The sequence below is a fragment of the Sporosarcina sp. P18a genome (assembly GCF_002743135.1).
Taxonomy (GTDB): domain Bacteria; phylum Bacillota; class Bacilli; order Bacillales_A; family Planococcaceae; genus Sporosarcina.
This window is the reverse complement of sequence record NZ_PDYQ01000001.1, coordinates 1,369,288-1,388,726: the sequence shown is the minus strand read 5'-3', so window position 1 is coordinate 1,388,726 and position 19,439 is coordinate 1,369,288. Positions and strand designations below refer to the sequence as shown.

General features: G+C 40.8%; 19 protein-coding genes. 14 read left to right on the top strand and 5 right to left on the bottom strand.

Going from position 1 to position 19,439, the window contains the following annotated elements; translation table 11 throughout:
- Positions 1-282 precede the first annotated feature (282 nt).
- The 6 genes from pdhA (at position 283) to CSV75_RS07025 (ending at position 6,526) form a co-directional block, all read left to right on the top strand.
- Complete coding sequence (pdhA, locus tag CSV75_RS07050) at positions 283-1,398, top strand: pyruvate dehydrogenase (acetyl-transferring) E1 component subunit alpha (RefSeq protein ID WP_099632373.1); 1,116 nt, start codon at positions 283-285, stop codon at positions 1,396-1,398.
- 3 nt (positions 1,399-1,401) lie between these two features.
- Positions 1,402-2,379: an alpha-ketoacid dehydrogenase subunit beta gene (locus CSV75_RS07045; protein ID WP_099632372.1), complete on the top strand. Its 978-nt coding sequence runs from the start codon at positions 1,402-1,404 to the stop codon at positions 2,377-2,379.
- Between the two features lie 34 nt (positions 2,380-2,413).
- Complete coding sequence (locus CSV75_RS07040; RefSeq protein WP_099675210.1) at positions 2,414-3,784, top strand: dihydrolipoamide acetyltransferase family protein; 1,371 nt, start codon at positions 2,414-2,416, stop codon at positions 3,782-3,784.
- Between the two features lie 4 nt (positions 3,785-3,788).
- Entirely contained in the window at positions 3,789-5,201 is a 1,413-nt protein-coding gene (lpdA, locus tag CSV75_RS07035; RefSeq protein ID WP_099675209.1) for a dihydrolipoyl dehydrogenase, read from the top strand.
- Positions 5,202-5,275: 74 nt separating this feature from the next.
- Positions 5,276-6,235 (top strand): NAD(P)H-dependent flavin oxidoreductase, encoded by a 960-nt coding sequence (locus CSV75_RS07030; RefSeq protein WP_099675208.1) that lies wholly within the window; start codon positions 5,276-5,278, stop codon positions 6,233-6,235.
- Positions 6,236-6,247: 12 nt separating this feature from the next.
- Complete coding sequence (locus tag CSV75_RS07025) at positions 6,248-6,526, top strand: UPF0223 family protein (RefSeq protein WP_099632368.1); 279 nt, start codon at positions 6,248-6,250, stop codon at positions 6,524-6,526.
- A 148-nt stretch (positions 6,527-6,674) separates the two neighbouring features.
- Here CSV75_RS07025 and CSV75_RS07020 read toward each other — a convergent pair whose 3' ends face one another.
- Entirely contained in the window at positions 6,675-7,307 is a 633-nt protein-coding gene (locus CSV75_RS07020; protein ID WP_099675207.1) for a YktB family protein, read from the bottom strand.
- Between the two features lie 158 nt (positions 7,308-7,465).
- Here CSV75_RS07020 and CSV75_RS07015 point away from each other — a divergent pair, with 158 nt between their 5' ends.
- Positions 7,466-7,666: a hypothetical protein gene (locus CSV75_RS07015; protein WP_099671899.1), complete on the top strand. Its 201-nt coding sequence runs from the start codon at positions 7,466-7,468 to the stop codon at positions 7,664-7,666.
- A 153-nt stretch (positions 7,667-7,819) separates the two neighbouring features.
- Positions 7,820-8,611, top strand: coding sequence for an inositol monophosphatase family protein (locus CSV75_RS07010; RefSeq protein ID WP_099671900.1), 792 nt, complete (start codon positions 7,820-7,822; stop codon positions 8,609-8,611).
- Positions 8,612-8,666: 55 nt separating this feature from the next.
- Here the strand turns inward: CSV75_RS07010 and CSV75_RS07005 are convergent, their stop codons facing one another.
- Positions 8,667-8,852, bottom strand: a complete 186-nt coding sequence (locus tag CSV75_RS07005; protein WP_099675206.1) for a YlaF family protein — start codon at positions 8,850-8,852, stop codon at positions 8,667-8,669.
- Positions 8,853-8,952: 100 nt separating this feature from the next.
- Between CSV75_RS07005 and typA the strand changes: the two genes are divergently transcribed.
- Together typA and CSV75_RS06995 are read left to right on the top strand one after the other, a co-directional pair.
- Positions 8,953-10,794 carry a translational GTPase TypA gene (gene typA / locus CSV75_RS07000; RefSeq protein WP_099675205.1) on the top strand — a complete coding sequence of 614 codons (1,842 nt, stop codon included), beginning with the start codon at positions 8,953-8,955 and terminating at the stop codon, positions 10,792-10,794.
- A 24-nt stretch (positions 10,795-10,818) separates the two neighbouring features.
- Positions 10,819-11,154: a YlaH-like family protein gene (locus CSV75_RS06995; protein WP_369802708.1), complete on the top strand. Its 336-nt coding sequence runs from the start codon at positions 10,819-10,821 to the stop codon at positions 11,152-11,154.
- Between the two features lie 19 nt (positions 11,155-11,173).
- Here the strand turns inward: CSV75_RS06995 and CSV75_RS06990 are convergent, their stop codons facing one another.
- Complete coding sequence (locus CSV75_RS06990; RefSeq protein ID WP_085133126.1) at positions 11,174-11,377, bottom strand: YlaI family protein; 204 nt, start codon at positions 11,375-11,377, stop codon at positions 11,174-11,176.
- Positions 11,378-11,390: 13 nt separating this feature from the next.
- Positions 11,391-11,888, bottom strand: coding sequence for a hypothetical protein (locus CSV75_RS06985; protein ID WP_099632361.1), 498 nt, complete (start codon positions 11,886-11,888; stop codon positions 11,391-11,393).
- 177 nt (positions 11,889-12,065) lie between these two features.
- On the opposite strand from CSV75_RS06985, the gene CSV75_RS06980 reads away from it, so the two are divergent.
- The 3 genes from CSV75_RS06980 (at position 12,066) to CSV75_RS06970 (ending at position 17,042) form a co-directional block, all read left to right on the top strand.
- Complete coding sequence (locus CSV75_RS06980; protein ID WP_085133128.1) at positions 12,066-12,347, top strand: Fpa/YlaN family protein; 282 nt, start codon at positions 12,066-12,068, stop codon at positions 12,345-12,347.
- A 64-nt stretch (positions 12,348-12,411) separates the two neighbouring features.
- Positions 12,412-13,581 (top strand): FtsW/RodA/SpoVE family cell cycle protein, encoded by a 1,170-nt coding sequence (locus tag CSV75_RS06975; RefSeq protein ID WP_099632360.1) that lies wholly within the window; start codon positions 12,412-12,414, stop codon positions 13,579-13,581.
- Between the two features lie 17 nt (positions 13,582-13,598).
- Positions 13,599-17,042 carry a pyruvate carboxylase gene (locus CSV75_RS06970; RefSeq protein WP_099675353.1) on the top strand — a complete coding sequence of 1,148 codons (3,444 nt, stop codon included), beginning with the start codon at positions 13,599-13,601 and terminating at the stop codon, positions 17,040-17,042.
- Between the two features lie 102 nt (positions 17,043-17,144).
- Here the strand turns inward: CSV75_RS06970 and CSV75_RS06965 are convergent, their stop codons facing one another.
- Positions 17,145-18,089: a COX15/CtaA family protein gene (locus CSV75_RS06965; RefSeq protein WP_099675204.1), complete on the bottom strand. Its 945-nt coding sequence runs from the start codon at positions 18,087-18,089 to the stop codon at positions 17,145-17,147.
- Positions 18,090-18,462: 373 nt separating this feature from the next.
- Here CSV75_RS06965 and cyoE point away from each other — a divergent pair, with 373 nt between their 5' ends.
- On the top strand, positions 18,463-19,380 hold the full coding sequence (gene cyoE, locus CSV75_RS06960; RefSeq protein WP_099675203.1) for a heme o synthase: 918 nt from the start codon (positions 18,463-18,465) through the stop codon (positions 19,378-19,380).
- Positions 19,381-19,439: the final 59 nt, after the last annotated feature.

Sequence of the window (19,439 nt, the reverse complement as noted above, 5' to 3'; positions counted from 1 at the left end):
TATTTGGTAAAGGCTCATCATTTCAGTTGTTATATGAATGTTCATTGATGACTTTCATAGATATAGATTGGCCAGTATGACCCAATAAAAACAGTTCTGTACCAATACAGAAACGATATTGTGTTAGTACAGTACGTTTTTAGAAAAATATAAAAATGATTAAAAGTCTTTGATTACAATGGTTGACCAAGCGCTCAGTTTTGCGTATACTAGTATTTATAAGAAGTTGTATCAATTTTATTTGAAAAAGATATAATACAGATACGAAGGAGAGATCAAGATATGGTAGCTAAAAAAGGTAATCAGTATGACCCGGTGAAAGCGCTTCAACTGATTGAAAGCCAATTTGATATGGTGCAAATATTGAATGAGGAAGGAAAGATCGTCGATAAGGACTTAGATCCGAAACTTCCTGATGAGGAATTAGTGGAATTGATGAATCGCATGGTCTATACACGTATCCTTGATCAACGATCTATTTCTTTAAATAGACAAGGGCGTCTTGGATTTTACGCTCCTACTGCAGGGCAAGAAGCTTCCCAGTTAGCTTCTCAATATGTGTTGGAAAAAGATGATTTCATTCTCCCTGGATATCGTGACGTTCCTCAATTATTATTCCATGGCTGGCCGTTGTATATGGCATTTCTATGGTCAAGAGGGCATTATGCAGGAAGTGTGATTCCTGATGGACTTAATATTTTCCCACCGCAAATCATTATTGGTGCACAATATGTCCAGGCAGCTGGTGTAGGTCTAGGCTTTAAGAAAAAAGGTCAAAAATCAGTCGTCATTACATACACAGGTGATGGCGGAACTTCGCAAGGTGATTTCTACGAAGGATTGAACTTTGCAGGGGCATATAAAGTGCCTGCTATCTTCGTCATTCAGAATAACCAATATGCAATCTCTACACATCGTGATGTACAGACTGCAGCAAAAACCCTCGCTCAAAAGGGTGTAGCAGCAGGCGTGCCAAGTGTGCTCGTAGACGGAATGGATCCATTGGCGGTATACGTTGCAACACGTGACGCAAGAGAGCGTGCAGTTAATGGAGATGGACCAACGTTGATCGAAACAATGTGTTACCGTTACGGACCTCATACGATGGCTGGTGATGACCCAACACGCTATCGTACATCTGATGTGGATAATGAATGGGAAAAACGTGACCCGATTGTGCGTTTTAGAACGTATTTAGAAGCCAAAGGTATTTGGTCTAAAGAACAAGAGGAAAAAGTAATTGAACGAGCGAAAGAAGAAATTAAAGAAGCTATCAAAAAAGCGGATGCACAGCCTAAACAAAAGGCAACAGACTTTATGAAAATCATGTATAAAGGCGATATGCCATTTAACTTACAAGAACAATTGGATGCGTATGCTGGAAAGGAGTCGAACTAATCCATGGCAGAATTAACAATGATTCAAGCGATTACAGATGCGCTTCGTACTGAGCTAAAGACAGATGAAAACGTATTGCTATTCGGTGAAGACGTAGGCGCAAACGGAGGTGTCTTCCGTGCGACGGAAGGCCTCCACAAAGAATTCGGTGAGGAGCGGGTTTTTGATACGCCGCTAGCTGAATCTGGTATTGGTGGATTGGCAATTGGACTAGCACTTACTGGATTTCGTCCCATCATGGAAATTCAATTCTTTGGGTTTCTATTTGAAGTAATGGATTCAGTGAGTGGACAAATTGCGAGAATGAACTTTAGAACAGGCGGCCATTTCAATGCGCCGATTACGATCCGTGCGCCATTTGGTGGAGGTGTAGCCACTCCGGAAATGCACGCGGACAGCCTAGAAGGTTTAGTAGCATCACAACCTGGTTTAACAGTGGTTATCCCATCGACTCCGTATGATGCAAAAGGATTGCTTATCTCTGCAATCAAAAGTGATGACCCTGTAATTTTCTTGGAACATATGAAACTCTATCGTTCATTCAGACAAGAAGTTCCTGAAGAAGAATATTCTATTCCTTTAGGCAAAGCTGATGTGAAGCGTGAAGGTAAAGATTTGACCATTGTCACGTACGGTGCAATGGTGCAGGAAAGCTTAAAAGCTGCTGAAGCGCTTGAAAAAGAAAATTACTCAGTGGAAGTAATCGATTTACGTACGATTCAGCCACTCGATATAGAAACAATTATACAATCTGTTGAAAAAACAAACCGCGCAATCGTAGTGCAAGAAGCGCAGCGACAAGCGGGAATTGCTGCTAACGTAGTAGCTGAAATTACTGAACGCGCTATTTTGAGTCTAGAAGCTCCAGTGATGCGTGTGACTGCACCAGACACGGTATATCCTTTTGCAGCAGGCGAAAACACATGGTTGCCTAATGCCAAAGACATTGCAGCGAAAGCAAGAGAAGTTCTAACATTCTAAATAACTGTTGGACAATCCAGGAAGGGTGAATTACGTGACTTATGAATTTCGATTACCAGATATTGGTGAAGGTATACACGAAGGGGAGATCGTTAAGTGGTTCGTAAAACCGGGCGATGAAATCCAAGAAGATGATACATTACTAGAAGTACAAAATGATAAATCCGTAGTTGAAATTCCATCACCTGTATCAGGTACAGTGGAAGAAATTTATGTTACTGAAGGTACGGTAGCAGTTGTTGGAGATAAATTAGTGCGTTTTGATGCACCGGATCACGGTATTCCAGATCATGAAGACGATGAAGAAAGTGCGGACTCTTCTGAAGAAGCAAGTGCAGAAAAATCTCATGAACAAGTAGGGGAAGCACTTGGTAGCGTAGATTCCAAGAAACCTGAACAGGCATCTGAAGAGCGGCAATCGACAGAACCGCAAAAAGAACAAACTATCGAGACAACTACTAGTGAGGTAGATGAAAATCGCCGAGTAATCGCGATGCCATCCGTTCGTAAATATGCACGTGAACAAGATGTAACGATAGCGCAAGTGGCTGGGAGTGGAAAAAACGGCCGTGTATTAAAGGAAGACATAGATTCATTTAAAGCGGGAGATCAACAACAATCGGTTGAAGAAACGACCCAATCGCAGCCGACCGAGGAAACACCTAGCACTTCAGAGAAGCAAGCTCCTGTTTTTGAAGGTGAATTCCCAGAGACTCGTGAGAAACTGTCTCCTATGCGAAAGGCAATCTCAAAAGCAATGTCAAATTCAAAACACACAGCAGCACATGTTACACTGTTAGATGAAGTAGATGTAACAGCACTTGTTGCACATCGGAAAGAATTCAAAGCGATTGCTGCAGAGAAAGATGTGAAGTTAACATATCTTCCATATGTAGTAAAAGCGCTCGTAGCCACATTGCGTGAGTTCCCTCAATTGAATACATCATTAGACGATGCAACAGAGGAATTAATTCAAAAACACTACTACAATATCGGGATTGCTGCAGATACAGATCGCGGTCTAATGGTACCAGTCGTGAAGAATGCTGATCGCAAGTCCATGTTCGCCATTTCGAATGAAGTGAATGAGCTCGCTGGAAAAGCGCGCGATGGAAAACTTCAAGCGGCAGAAATGAAGGGTGCATCATGTACGATCACGAACATTGGTTCCGCGGGTGGACAGTGGTTTACACCGATTATTAACCATCCAGAAGTAGCTATTTTAGGTATCGGAAGAATTTCTGAAAAACCAATTGTAAAAAATGGTGAAATTGTAGCTGCACCTATGTTAGCATTATCATTAGTATTTGATCACAGAGTGATTGATGGCGTAACGGGGCAATTAGCGTTAAACTATCTTAAGGAATTAATAAGTAATCCATCACTTTTATTAATGGAGGCGTAAAGCAATGGTAGTAGGAGATTTTCCAATTGAAGTTGACACACTTGTAGTAGGTTCAGGCCCAGGGGGATATGTAGCGGCAATACGCGCAGCTCAACTTGGTCAAAAAGTTACCATCGTAGAAAAAGATACAATCGGCGGTGTTTGTTTGAACGTTGGATGTATTCCTTCTAAAGCAATGATTTCTGTTGGACATCGCTTTGTGGATGCTCAGAATGCAGATGGTATGGGAATCACTGCGAAATCTGTCGAACTAGACTTTTCTAAAGCTATGAAATTTAAGGAAAGTGTTGTTTCTAAGTTAACTGGCGGCGTATCAGGTTTGCTTAAAGGGAATAAAGTAGAAACAGTTGCAGGTGAAGCGTATTTCGTAGACGCAAACACTGTACGTGTCATGACAGACAACTCTGCTCAAACATATAAATTCAACAACGTTATTATCGCGACGGGTGCACGCCCAGTTGAAATCCCTTCATTCAAATTTACAGACCGTGTAATCAATTCTACGGGCGCTTTAAGTTTGAAAGAATTACCGAAAAAGCTTGTCGTTGTTGGTGGCGGCTATATTGGTACAGAACTTGGATCTGCTTATGCTAATCTAGGATCTGAAGTAACTATTCTTGAAGGCGCGGATGATATCCTTGCTGGTTTCGAAAAACAAATGACGCAAATCGTTAAAAAAGGCTTGAAGAAAAAAGGCGTTGAAGTAGTTGTGAAAGCATCTGCTAAAGGCGTTGAAGAAACGAAAGACGGCGTCGTAGTAACATACGAAGCTAAAGGTGAAGAAGTAAAAATTGAAGCGGACTACGTTCTGGTAACAGTGGGTCGTCGTCCGAATACAGATGAAATCGGTTTGGAAGGTCTTGGCTTGAACATGACTGACCGCGGTTTGATCGAAGTGGACAAGCAATGCCGTACAAATCTACCGAATGTATATGCAATCGGTGATATTGTAGCAGGCCCTCAGCTTGCGCACAAAGCGTCTTACGAGGCAAAAATTGCAGCGGAAGCTATTTCTGGAGAAAAATCTGAAGTGGATTATATGGCTATTCCGGCTGTATGCTTCACCGATCCGGAATTGGCAACTGTAGGCTTAAACGAACAACAAGCAAAAGATGAAGGTTATGACGTAGTAAGCGGTAAATTCCCATTTGCAGCTAACGGCCGTGCCCTTTCATTGCATGCTACAGAAGGTTTCGTGAAGCTTGTCGGTCGCAAAGAAGACGGTTTATTACTAGGCGCTCAAATCGTTGGGGAAAATGCTTCTGACATGATTGCAGAACTTGGTCTAGCGATTGAAGCGGGTATGACTCTTGAAGATATTTCTATGACTATTCATGCTCACCCTACACTCGGTGAGATTTCTATGGAAGCAGCAGAAGTTGCTCTTGGTAAGCCGATTCACATGATGACGAAATAAAACAGCTAGAATTGAACAGCCCATGGGATTTTTTCTCATGGGTCTTTTTACATTATGAAAAATGGGGGATTTTCATGTGGGAAACTAGAGTGACAAAACTGTTTGGAATTGAATATCCAATTGTGCAAGGGGGACTTGCGTATCTGGCTTATTCAGACCTTGCTGCTGCCGTTTCGGAGGCGGGTGGACTTGGTCAAATTACAGCGATGAGCTTGACTTCACCTGATGCATTGAAAGAAGAGATTCGCAAAGTTCGCGAAAAGACAGATAAACCATTCAGTATAAATTTTGCAATTGGTAATCATGGTAGATCCTACGAAGCGATGGTGGAAGCTGCATTAGAAGAAAAGATCGATATTATATCGGTTACCGGGGGAAATCCCGCGCCGCTTTTTGACATGTTAACCGGTACTAACGTCAAGAAGATGGTGTTGGTGGCCGCTAGAAGACAAGCGCAAAAAGCCGAAGAGATTGGTGCAGATGCTGTCATAGCGGTTGGACAAGAGGGCGGAGGGCATTTAGGCCGTGACGATATAGGTACGATGGTCTTAATTCCGAGGATTGTAGATTCTGTTAGTATACCGGTCATAGGTTCAGGTGGTATTGGTGATGGACGGGGCTGGATGGCAGCGCAAGCACTAGGGGCAGAAGGAATCGAGATGGGTACTCGTTTCATAGCGACAAAAGAATGTGTGGATGCATCACCTGCTTATCTTGAAACTCTTTTAGCGAGCAGTGAACAAGATACAACGATTATCAAACGCACGATTGGTGCACCTGCTCGTGCATTGACGAATGATTGGACAGAGAAGATTCTGAAGTTGGAAGCGGAAGATGCTGGTTACGAAGGACTGAAAGCGTTTATTAGCGGGGAAGCAAATTGTAAATTCATTCACGATGGTATGAATGATCAAGGCTTTGGTTGGGGTGGCCAAGTAGCGGGTATGATTGAAGATGTTCCAAGCGTTGCCGAATTGTTTGAACGAATGAAAAAAGAAGCAATAACTATTCGAGAAAAATGGAGTGTCGGATAAGGAGAGAAGTAAATGGCAGGTTATCAATATCCTCTACGTGCGGATTGGTCAACAGAAGAGATCGTGAAGGTGATTGATTTTTTCACAAAAGTAGAGCAAGCCTATGAATCGAGTATCGAACGAGACGAATTCATGAGATATTATCGAGCTTTCAAAAGTGTTGTTCCATCCATGGCCGAAGAAAAAACGCTATGCAAGGAATTTGAGGAAAGCAGTGACTATGTTGCATTTCGCGTAGTGAAAGCGGCAAAAGAGAGCCAACCAGGCGAACTGCTAAAGGTGAAAAAATAATCAATGTAAAAGACACCCGTTTTAAAAGGTGTCTTTTGCTTTGATTTCACTTCCTAATAGGCGTTTTACAAAACACACTGTTGATCGAACGTGGAAGCATCCGCCTAGTATGTCGATCCATGGTGTGTACCCACATGCAATTTTTATTTCAATCTAAAGAATGAATAACTACGTCATAAACAGGCAATAACTTCGTGAACGTATCCTCTGCATACTCATAAAATTGTTCTTCACTCATTTTGGATGCTTCATCTCTTGAAAGGTGACGACCAACTAAAAACTCCGCTTTTTTCACCGTATGTAGACGATCCAGCAATTTTTCGAGACCTTTTACACCTGCTTCACTAATATGCTCGGCTTCAGGCTTCATATGGTCTCCGGAAACTATAAAATCTTTTGGTAGGGAAGTCATAACTTCCAAGTCTTTTTCTAAACGTGTAGCAATCCCTTTTTTATCGGGATTTTCATAAATAATTGCCAGTACGATGAATAAATGAGTGCCCCACAAGCCAATCTGAAAGTGAGGTAACGCTTTATAGCCTCTCTTAGCAGGAGCGAATGCTACCCAGCTATCCCGTGGCGGATTGACAGTTCGCCTCGCGTGTTTTGCAACATGTGGAAAAAACTCACCCGTACCGTGTGCGGAAAGGCGGTGTGCAAAATGATTTCCTAATTCTTTGAATTTCGGTTGTACCTTTTCCTGCAAAGCTTTCATGCGATTATCCAAGCCATCAATGGTAAAAACGTCAAAATCATTTGATGACCAATAAGACTGAAACAAGAAAATCTCCTCCAGTTTGTAGTGACTACGTTTATCTTATCAGTAATTGGGGAATAATTTAAAATAACAAGGCTTCTAACCACTAAAAGTCGGAATTTTTGCATATCTTACTAATAAGACGGTTAGAGTCAAATATTAACTTAAAAGGGGTGCTACTTATGAAACAGGTCGTTCATTTTATCCGAAAAGAAGATGTTGAGAGAGAATATGTGAGAACTTTACAATTGGAATTGGATTATGAATTAGCTACTCTATACGACGCACTGCAAGACCAAGACACAGTTCAAGTTGATAAAAGCAAACTACGATTGACGGAAATTCACAATGAAATGGAGACACTTAATGTTTTTTCGATGTAAGCATGGTTTAATAAAAGACATCCCCATTCACTTCAGAAATTGAAGGAAATGTGACGGGGTGTCTTTTTACTTAATATCCTATCACTGTTATCTCTTTTGTTCCGTTGCCTCTGTGTTATACTAGCGATAGTCGGAATGGGAAGAGGTGGCAGAATGAATCTTAATGCGATAGATCGATATGCGAAATCGTTAATCAAAGAGGCTGGCCACAAAATACGAGTGTCTTTTTTTAGTACAATTGACATCGATTCAAAGGCAGATGCTAATGATTTAGTTACCAATATCGATAAAGAAGTGGAAAGCTTTTTTGTAGAACGGGTAAAACAAGACTTTCCTGAGCATAAAATGGTTTCGGAAGAGGGATTTGGAGATAAGATATCTTCGCTTGATGGAATAATTTGGTTCCTTGATCCAATTGACGGAACGATGAATTTTATCCATCAGAGAAGAAACTTTGCGATTTCCTTGGGGATTTATGTAGACGGCGTGGGGATGCTGGGCTACATATATGATGTAATGCGGGATGAGTTATACCATGCGGCGAAAGGTGAAGGTGCTTATTTCAACGATGAGCGTCTACCCCAGCTGGAAATTACACCACTTGAAGAAGCGATCATCGGCATCAATGCTAGCTGGGTTGCGCCAAATCATCGCGTGGAAAATGAAAAAATTATTGAGCTCGTCACACGTTGCCGTGGGACACGATCATATGGTTCGGCTGCGATTGAGCTAGCATATGTTTCGTCGGGAAGAATCGACGCGTATATTTCTATGCGACTGGCACCTTGGGATATAGCTGGGGGAATCGTCATTGCGCAAGAAGTAGGAGCTGTAGCAACGAACTTAGAAGGTGTGAGACCACATCTACTCGGATCTGACACATTTATTGTCACACGTCCGGGATTACATGAAGAGATTTTATCGAAATATATCCGACTAAAATAAAAAAGGGGCTGTTTGTTAAACCAAAACGGTTTAATATACAGTCCCTTTGAGTTATTTATAGCGTGCCTTCTCTACGCATACGTGCTTTCGTTTTAAATCCGTTACCCATTATTAAAATAAGGGCGGCAATGGCAAGGACAACAACGAATAGACTACGCATACCTACTCCAATACCAATTGCGGACATGGAAAGTACGGCACCGAGTGAATAAATTACGAAAATCCACTTAATGTCTTTCAAAAAAATCCCTCCATATAAATTAAAATATTATTTAATTAGACTATCTTGTGCTATAATAACACAGTTGAACATCTGAAATAAAGATAAACGGAGTGAAAAAATGACAAACGAACGTACTGATCTTAGAAATATTGCAATTATTGCCCACGTAGACCATGGTAAAACGACATTGGTCGACCAATTACTAAAACAATCCGGTATTTTCCGGTCGAATGAACATGTAGATGACCGCGCAATGGACTCAAACGAACTAGAGCGTGAACGAGGAATTACGATCCTAGCTAAAAACACTGCTATTGAATATAATGACACAAAAATCAACATCTTGGATACACCAGGACACGCTGACTTTGGTGGCGAAGTAGAAAGAATCTTGCGTATGGTCGACGGCGTAATTTTAGTTGTTGATGCATTCGAAGGTTGTATGCCACAAACTCGCTTCGTTCTGAAAAAAGCTCTGGAAACAAACCTAAAGCCAATTGTTGTTGTAAATAAAATTGACCGTGATTTCGCAAGACCGGAAGAAGTAGTAGACGAAGTACTTGAATTATTCATCGAACTTGATGCGAATGATGAACAATTGGAATTCCCGGTTGTTTATGCTTCAGGATTCAATGGTACTGCGAGTCTTTCTCCAGATCCTGAAACACAAGAAGACACATTACGTGTTCTTTATGAATCCATTTTGGAAAACATTCCATCACCAATCGACAATCGCAACGAACCACTTCAGTTCCAAGTATCTCTACTGGACTACAATGATTACGTTGGTCGTATCGGAATCGGACGTATCTTCCGTGGAACGATGAAAGTTGGAGAGCAAGTCGCAGTTCTTAAGCGTGATGGATCTGTAAAAACATTACGGGTAACAAAACTATACGGTTTCCTAGGCTTGAAAAGAGTCGAAGTTGAAGAAGCGTACGCAGGTGACCTCGTAGCCGTTTCGGGAATGGGTGACATTGATGTCGGTGAGACAGTTTGTCCAACCGATCATCAAGAAGCGCTTCCTGCACTCCACATCGATGAGCCGACGCTTCAAATGCGTTTCTTAGTTAATAACAGTCCGTTCGCTGGACGCGAAGGGAAATGGGTCACTTCACGTAAAATTCAAGAGCGTTTAGATCAACAGCTTGAGACGGATGTTTCATTACGAGTGGAACAAACAGATTCTCCGGACGAATGGATCGTATCTGGACGAGGAGAACTTCACTTGTCTATTCTTATCGAAAATATGCGTCGTGAAGGTTTCGAACTTCAAGTTTCTAAGCCACAAGTAATCATTCGCGAAATTGATGGTAAGCGTAGCGAGCCTTTCGAACGCGTTCAAATTGATGTACCGGAAGAACATACTGGATCAATCATCGAATCTATTGGTGAACGTAAAGGTGAAATGTTGGATATGATCAATAACGGTAACGGCCAAGTGCGTTTAATTTTCTTGGTACCCGCTCGCGGATTGATCGGTTATACAACAGACTTCCTTACATTGACTCGTGGATACGGAATCTTAAACCATACGTTTGATAGCTATAAACCAGTTACTACTGGTAAAATCGGTGGCAGACGTCACGGAGTTCTTGTGTCTATGGAAAATGGAACAGTAACTGGTTATAGTGTTATGCAACTTGAAGACCGTGGAACCATGTTTGTGGAGTCAGGTGCAGAAATCTATGCTGGTCAAGTAGTAGGAGAAAGTAACCGTGATAGCGATTTGACGATTAACTTAACGAAAATCAAACATGCTACTAACGTACGTTCAGCTTCGAAAGACCAAACTGTTACAACGAAAAAGCCGCGTCTTATGTCGCTTGAAGAAGCACTGCAATATATTGCTGATGACGAGTACTGTGAAGTTACACCAGAATCTATTCGTATACGTAAAAAAGTTCTAGACAAAAATGAACGTGAACGTATAAATAAAAAGAAAAAACTTGGCGAATAATAAAGATAGAAGGGAATGTATGGAATGAGAGTAGAAGATTCAGAAATGGTCTACAATCGGTTGTCGGGAACCGCTCGCATTATTTATGAATATGCGCCAAATTTCACGACAGCCGGCTATATTCTGTTTGCGCTCGTTTTCATCATGTCTGCTATTGTGTATAAGCTTGGATTTGCAAGGAAGATTGGCTTTGGTCGAAACGTTATCATTTATACGTTCCTATTTATTGGATGTATCATACTAACATTCTTAGCTTTCTTTCTTCCAATCGTAGAAGGACTGTTTGTGGCTGCTGCTATTCTTATTATCTATCGTGTTCGACGAATGAATGAACACAAAAAAGACTCCGTTACTGAGTAACGGAGTCTTTTTTATTCGATTAAAAATCTTTTTCAGTCGGATCCGAGCTACGGTGGAAAACAAAGTTGCCAGTTGCAATACGCTTCTCTGTTAAATTACTGATCCGCTCTCTACAGGTAGGGCACATATACGTATGAATAGGCCGGTTTCGTAATTTCTTGGCAAGCGGATTATCATCCTCTAATTGATCGTTTTGGTCACATATGACACATTTAACGCGCATTGGAATTTCTCCTTCAATCCACTTGGATAGCCTGGACATAACGAATCGGTGAATCTTGATTTGATCCGTCTTTAAACAGTACATGTACAGGACCGTCTTCTCGAAGAGGTTTGCCATTATGACTGAATTTGAAAATGACGTTGTTTGCTTCCTCAAGTGGATACGTGTATTTTTCGTCTTTTGTAATGAGTGTAAATGTTGTTGCATTTGCAGATGGAACAGCATTGTGTATGAATGGCTTCAATACAATACCAAAGCTGTTTGACAACATTTTATCTTTTTCATATCTTTTTTCACTTTTCAAAGTGGGTGGGTATGTGGCACCTTCCATGATTTCTCTAGACCAGTGTTTCCCCATTCTTTCTTTATACTCTTCCATTTCATCTTTTTCAATAAAATCCTCTGAAAAGAATTCATCCAGATCAATACGACGATCATCAAATATCCAAACAGTAGGATCTAATGTAATTGCATGTTTCACGTTTCCGGTAATTGGTATAATAAGTTCCAAAATATATCCCCCTCAATCGATAGTCACTAGTTTTAGTATACCTTTTCATAGAAGAAGTGAAAAGGATTTCATTTCGATTCGTTTTTTTCATTGGGTAACGCTTGCATTTTGTAAGAGCAAAAGATACAATTTAGACATTAACACCTTGCGGGAATAATGAATAATGGGGGCGTCTCCATGGAAATAGAAGTTCAAGATACGTACAAAGAACAGGCCATGAAACAACTGCAAATCGATGCAGAGAAAATTGCAAAGCTAATCAAAGTTCAAATGGATAATTTAACGATGCCGCAATGTCCACTATATGAGGAAGTACTCGATACGCAAATGTACGGATTATCCCGTGAGATTGATTTTGCTGTTAAGCTCGGACTAGTCGAACAAGATAAAGGCCGTGAGATAATCTCTGTTCTCGAAAAAGAGTTAAATATTTTACACGAACTGTATACAAATAAATAAATGGAAGACTCAAACTACTCCAACAGTTTGAGTTTTTTATTTAAGACGACGAGGTACAATGAAAATGAAGACTTATATGAATCGAATTTTACGCAATTTTGACTATCCATTATTTTTTGTCTATTTATTGCTCTCTTTATTTGGGCTGATTATGATTTACAGTGCAAGTATGGTGTGGGCTATGAATATTTATAACTTTGAACCATCCCATTTCTTTAGGAAACAAGTAACGAACTTAGCCATTGCGATACCAGCGTTTCTGTTGGTGTCCATTATTCCTTACCGGCATTATAGAAATAAGAAGTTCTTGTATAGTACGCTAATCGTCATGTTTACTTTACTGGTCATTGTAAAGTTCATCGGATTTGGTGATGCTGTAGGGGCGAAGAGTTGGCTTTCATTACCGTTTGGAATAGGGAACTTACAGCCAACAGAAGTAGCGAAAATTGCATTTATCGTATATTTCTCAGGTGTATTTGCGAATAAATATTATGCAGGTACATTGGATGAAATCAAAACTACTATTTTCCCGACATTTTCTGTTTTAACAGCTTCTCTTTTATTAGTACTATTAGAACCGGATTTTGGAGCCACCATGATTTTATTCCTTGTTGCTATTTCTGTCATCATGGCAAGCGGAATGCAAGTGAAGAACTATCTAATCATCAGTCGTTTTTTCGCTTTGCTAGGCGTGTTAATCGGGATTGTTCTGTGGATTAAGTGGGATACGGTCATGACTGTTTCGCGTATGGGACGCTTTCTTGCTTTTACAGATCCCTTTGAATACATACAAGGTTCAGGCCTGCAAATTGTCAATGGATACATTGCAATTGGTGCTGGAGGGCTCAAAGGTGTAGGCCTCGGAAACAGTATTCAGAAACTTGGCTATTTACCTGAGCCACATACTGATGTTATCATGGCAGTAATCTCTGAAGAAACTGGACTGCTTGGAACGACGCTTGTTCTTGGAGGTCTCTTTTTCATCGTGATGAGAGCGTTTACGGTTGCACTGCGTACGAAAGACGCACATGCAAGAATGCTCGCAGCTGGTGTAGGTAGTTTGATTGCTATTCAAACACTGGTAAACTTAGGTGGATTGACAGGATTAATTCCGTTAACAGGCGTTACATTGCCGTTTATTAGTTATGGCGGTACATCTGTTGTGTTCTTGTCGATTGCGCTAGGTATTTTGATGAACGTTTCAATGTTTGTAAAATATGAGAGATCAGAGTAGAGGGGATTGATTTGTTAGTGGAGAAAAGAGAGATTAAGAAAGTACTTGTCGCAAATCGCGGCGAAATTGCAATTCGTGTATTTCGAGCGTGTACAGAATTAGGGATCGCGACAGTTGGAATTTATTCGGCTGAAGATCGTGCTTCACTACATCGTTACAAATCTGATCAATCGTTTATTGTGGGTGAAGGTAAGAAGCCTATTGATGCATACTTGGATATTGAAGGGATAATCGACATCGCAAAAAAAGCAAATGTCGATGCAATTCATCCGGGCTACGGATTCTTAGCGGAGAATGCTCAGTTTGCAGCACGTCTAGAAGAAGAAGGAATTATCTTTATTGGTCCGACGTCTAATCATTTAGAAATGTTCGGTGATAAGGTAAAAGCTAGAGAGCAAGCAATATTAGCTGATATCCCCGTTATACCAGGTAGTGATGGACCAGTTACTTCTGTAGAAGAGGTTGCGGCATTTGGTGAACAGCATAGCTATCCAATTATTATTAAAGCTTCGTTAGGTGGCGGAGGTCGTGGTATGCGAATCGTCGAATCACCGGAAGAAGTGCAAGAGGCTTATAATCGAGCGAAATCCGAAGCGAAATCAGCGTTTGGCTCTGATGAAGTCTATGTAGAGAAATACATTACGAACCCAAAACATATCGAAGTACAAATACTAGGTGATACATATGGAGAGATAGTCCATTTGTACGAACGTGATTGTTCTATTCAGCGTCGCCACCAAAAGGTAGTAGAGATCGCTCCTTCTATTTCATTGACTGAAGAACTACGCCATGAGATTTGTAATGCTGCGGTTAAACTATCAAAAAATGTATCCTATATCAATGCGGGTACTGTGGAGTTTTTAGTAGCTGGTGATTCATTCTATTTCATTGAAGTCAATCCGCGTATTCAAGTGGAACACACAATCACTGAAATGATTACAGGAATTGATATTGTGCAGTCACAAGTGCTTATCGCTGCAGGCGAATCCCTTCATTCTGAACGAGTGAACATACCAGCGCAACAAAATATTCCGTTATTTGGTTATGCTATTCAATCACGTGTTACAACGGAAGATCCGTTGAATGATTTCATGCCTGATACAGGAAAAGTCATGGTCTACCGTTCGAGTGGCGGATTTGGTGTTCGCTTGGATACAGGCAATGCGTATCAAGGTTCTGTGATTAGCCCGTACTATGATTCTTTATTAGTGAAGGTTTCAACTTGGGGCTCGACCTTTGGGGATGCTGCAAGCAAAATGCACAGAAATTTGAAAGAGTTTAGAATACGCGGAATTAAAACGAATATCCCTTTCCTTGAAAATGTCGTATGTCATGAAAACTTTTTATCAGGCAATTACAATACGAGCTTTATCGATGAAACTCCAGAATTATTCGCGTTTGCTAAGAAACATGATAGAGGCACGAAAGTTTTATCGTATCTTGGAAACGTTACCATTAATGGATTCCCTGGTATTGATGACTCAACACGTCCTGTTTTGCATCCGGTACGTATACCCAAAATTGATGATAGTATGCCGATACAAAAGGGAACGAAACAGATTTTGGACGAGCAAGGTGCAGATGGGTTAGTCGAGTGGGTATTAAAGCAAGACGATGTACTACTGACAGATACTACATTCCGGGATGCACATCAGTCTTTACTGGCTACGCGTATGAGAACGAAAGAGTTAACGCAGATTGCAACAGAAAGTGCGCATTTATTACCTGATCTCTTTTCATTCGAGATGTGGGGAGGCGCGACATTTGATGTAGCATACCGCTTCTTGAAAGAAAGTCCATGGGATCGACTCGAGAAATTACGTAAGCAAGTACCTAATGTCTTATTCCAGATGCTCTTCAGAGGAGCCAATGCAGTTGGTTATACAAACTACCCAGATAACGTCATTCGCGAATTCATAAAAGAATCGGCTGCATCCGGTATAGATGTATTCCGTATTTTCGATAGCTTGAACTGGATCAAAGGTATGGAAGTTGCAATTGACGAAACACGGTCAACAGGAAAGATTGCAGAAGCGACAATTTGTTATACAGGAGATATTCTGGACGACAATCGTGCTAAATATACAGTCAACTACTACAAAGAGATGGCCAAAGAACTCGAATCAGTTGGCGCTCATATATTGGCGATCAAAGATATGGCAGGATTGCTGAAGCCTGAAGCAGCTTATCGTTTAGTATCAGAATTGAAAGCGTCAACAAGTCTGCCAATTCATTTGCATACACACGATACGAGTGGCAATGGTATTTATATGTACGCCAAAGCGATAGAAGCGGGAGTGGACATTGTCGATACAGCTATTGGTTCAATGGCGGGAATGACTTCACAACCTTCGGCCAATTCACTTGCGTATGCAATGCAAAACAGTGAACGTCATGTACGTGCAAATACAGAGTCGTTAGAGAAACTTTCGCATTACTGGGAAGATGTGCGAAAATACTACAAACCTTTTGAAAGTGGCATGAACAGTCCACACTCGGAAATTTATGTTCATGAGATGCCTGGTGGCCAATATTCGAATTTACAACAGCAGTCAAAAGCGGTAGGTCTTGGAGAGCGCTGGGAAGAAGTGAAAAAAATGTATTCCCGCGTGAACTTCCTCTTTGGTGATATTGTCAAAGTGACACCATCATCGAAAGTAGTAGGGGATATGGCGTTGTTCATGGTACAAAATGAATTGGACGAGCATACGGTCATTGCGAAAGGACAAACTATTGATTTCCCAGAATCCGTTATTGAGTTTTTCGAAGGTTCAATTGGGCAGCCATATGGTGGTTTCCCGAAAGAGTTACAGGAAGTAATATTGAAAGGGCGCAAAGCGATCACTGTACGCCCGGGTGAGTTACTGGAACCAGTAAACTTCCAAGACGTTCTAAAAAAGTTGACGGAAAAAATGGAAAAGCCCGCTACAATGCATGATGCACTCGCTTACGTTTTGTATCCGAAAGTCTTTGAAGAATATATCGAAGTGAGAAAGCAATTCGATGATGTTTCTGTCATCAATACGCCAGAATTCTTATATGGTTTACGTTTAGGTGAAGAAATCGAAATTGAGATTGAGTTCGGTAAAACACTTATCGTCAAATTGGTGTCGATCGGTGAACCCAATCCTGACGGAACACGCACGCTGTATTTCGAATTGAACGGACAGTCACGTGAGATCATTATCCAAGATTTCCAAGTGGAAACAAGAGATGATACAAAGCAAAAAGCCGATCCGACAAATGAAACGCACATTGCAGCTACTATGCCAGGAACTGTTTTACAAGTTGCAGTTTCAATTGGCGCGAAAGTAAAACGCGGCGAGCACTTGTTAATTACAGAGGCTATGAAAATGGAAACTACGATTCAAGCTCCATTTGCGGGAGTAGTCAAGGCTATATATGCAGGCCCTGGGGATTCCATCTCATCAGGAGACTTGTTGATAGAATTAGACCATTAAAAACAGCTTCCACATGTCGTTAAGACTGTGGAAGCTGTTTTTCTATATACTTATACAAAAAGCGTGTAACAACCTTTAAAACAGTTGTTACACGCTCCTCACTTACTTCTTCTGCCGGCTGCGAGAGACTAGAAGAACTAGATATGTTAATAAGCCAAATAATAAAGTGATGAACAAGGAATGTAGCAATGCGAAATAGAGATTTAATTTAGTCAGTACGACAATCATCCCTGTGGTCGCTTGTGCGAGTACTAGGCCAAATGCGGTAATCCAACCCCAGTAAATAACACGTTGATCACTATAATGTTTAATGGCTTTAATTGCGATGAACCCAATCCATACGACAATCAATGCTGCGGCTAAACGGTGACCCATCTGTATCCACTCATACATATTGTTCGGTAAGCTAAATTCGTTATTCCGGCATAAAGGCCAGTCAGAACATATAAGGCCTGAACTAGTATGACGAACAAGAGCACCCGTGTATATAACAAAGTAAGAATAAATAGTAACGCCAATTGTGTGGAAACGTAATGTTTTGTCTATGCGTATTTTATCTGTATCAAATTTCTGGTCTACTTCAAACACCAATAAAGTTAATAGGAAGACGGACGCAAAGGAAATGAGTGAAATCCCAAAGTGCAAGGCCAAGATAAAATCACCTTGTCCCCATAATACTTGAGCTGCTCCGATCAATGCTTGTAGAATCAAGAAAAATACTGCCATGAAAGCTAAAAACTTTGTTTCGCGAACATGACCAAGTGCCCTCCAAGACCATATAGCCAGTATGACGATGAAAATACCTACTGAACCTGTAACTATCCGGTGTGAGAATTCAATTAAAACTTCCGCTGTGATGTCGTCAGGAATAAGTTGTCCATTACAACCTGGCCAATGTCTTCCACACCCCATACCGCTGTCGGTTTTGGTAACTAGCGCTCCGCCGAGTAAGATTGCGAGCATTCCAATCGTAGAAGCTACCCCAAACCATTTTAAAAATCTGTTATATCGCAAGTACGAAACACCTTCTTCTATTGAATTGACCATCAAAAGGTCGATTTACGTAAAAAATTGCCTGAATTCCAAAAAAAATATATGGAGATGTATAGCTAAATCTCGATGGTTTCCGCGGAATTGAAGCATCTATTGCAAGCTTTATGATAACGAAAAAATAACAGAAACACAATGCAAGAAGCTAATAAACCACTGATGTATAAGGCTTTTCACAAATTGTTCATAAAATAGTCTCTTTAACTTCACAAATGAGTGCGAGAAATGCATTACTATATAGAAGGTGAATGATAAAGACACAAAGGTTGCATAAACCGCTATAAATTGAGAAATGGTCTGGAAATTCCGGACGATTTTAGATATAGTAGGTGATAGGGTCTTTGCTGAAAACTTTGAAAGGAGGGTTATTATGTCAAACGGTCGAACGCTTTCGACAGTTGCGGATCCAAAAGTAGAAACCATTACCTTGTGGAAAGACTTTTTGGCGCTGATCAAAATAGGTATTGTCAACTCGAACTTGATCACTACGTTCACCGGTCTTTTTTTGGCATTTCAATTCACTGGTAAAAGTTTTCTCCATAACTTGGATCTACTGGTATTTGCAATTCTAGGTACTGGATTGATTATCGCATCTTCGGGCGCTATGAATAACTTGATTGATCGCGATATTGATCCCGTCATGTCGAGAACGAAGTCGAGACCGACAGTAACAGGTAGATTTAAAGCTCCCGCTGTGATGACGCTAGCTGTTACATTCCTGCTAGCTGGAGAAGTATTACTATTCTCTGCATCACCTATGGCAGGTTGGCTTGGCATCTTGGGTGTATTCGCTTATGTTGTTTTGTATTCCATGTGGTCTAAACGTAAGCATGTAAGCAATACCGTGGTAGGAAGTCTTTCAGGTGCAATTCCACCCCTAATCGGATGGGCAGCTGTTGATCCTACACTGCCAATGGGAGCGTGGGCGTTGTTTTTAATTATGTTCATATGGCAACCACCGCATTTCTATGCGTTGGCTATGCGTAGAACAGAAGAGTATCGGGCGGCTAACATTCCGATGTTACCAGTAGTTAAGGGGTTTGAGCGGACGAAAAAGTCGATGCTTATGTGGGTATTGCTACTATTTCCACTGCCTTTCTTATTACCACAGCTCGGTACCGGCTTTGTAGTATTTGCAACACTGTTGAATGTTGGATGGCTTTATTTATCTATTAAAGGATTTAAGGCCAAAGAAGATTTGAAATGGGCGACGGGAATGTTCGTATATTCTTTAAACTATATGACAATCTTGTTTGTATCCATGATTATTTTCTCTATATTCATCTAACGTATCGGAATTCTTTCTTTAAAACAGGAATTCATCATAAAGGGGCACTCAGTCCTCCA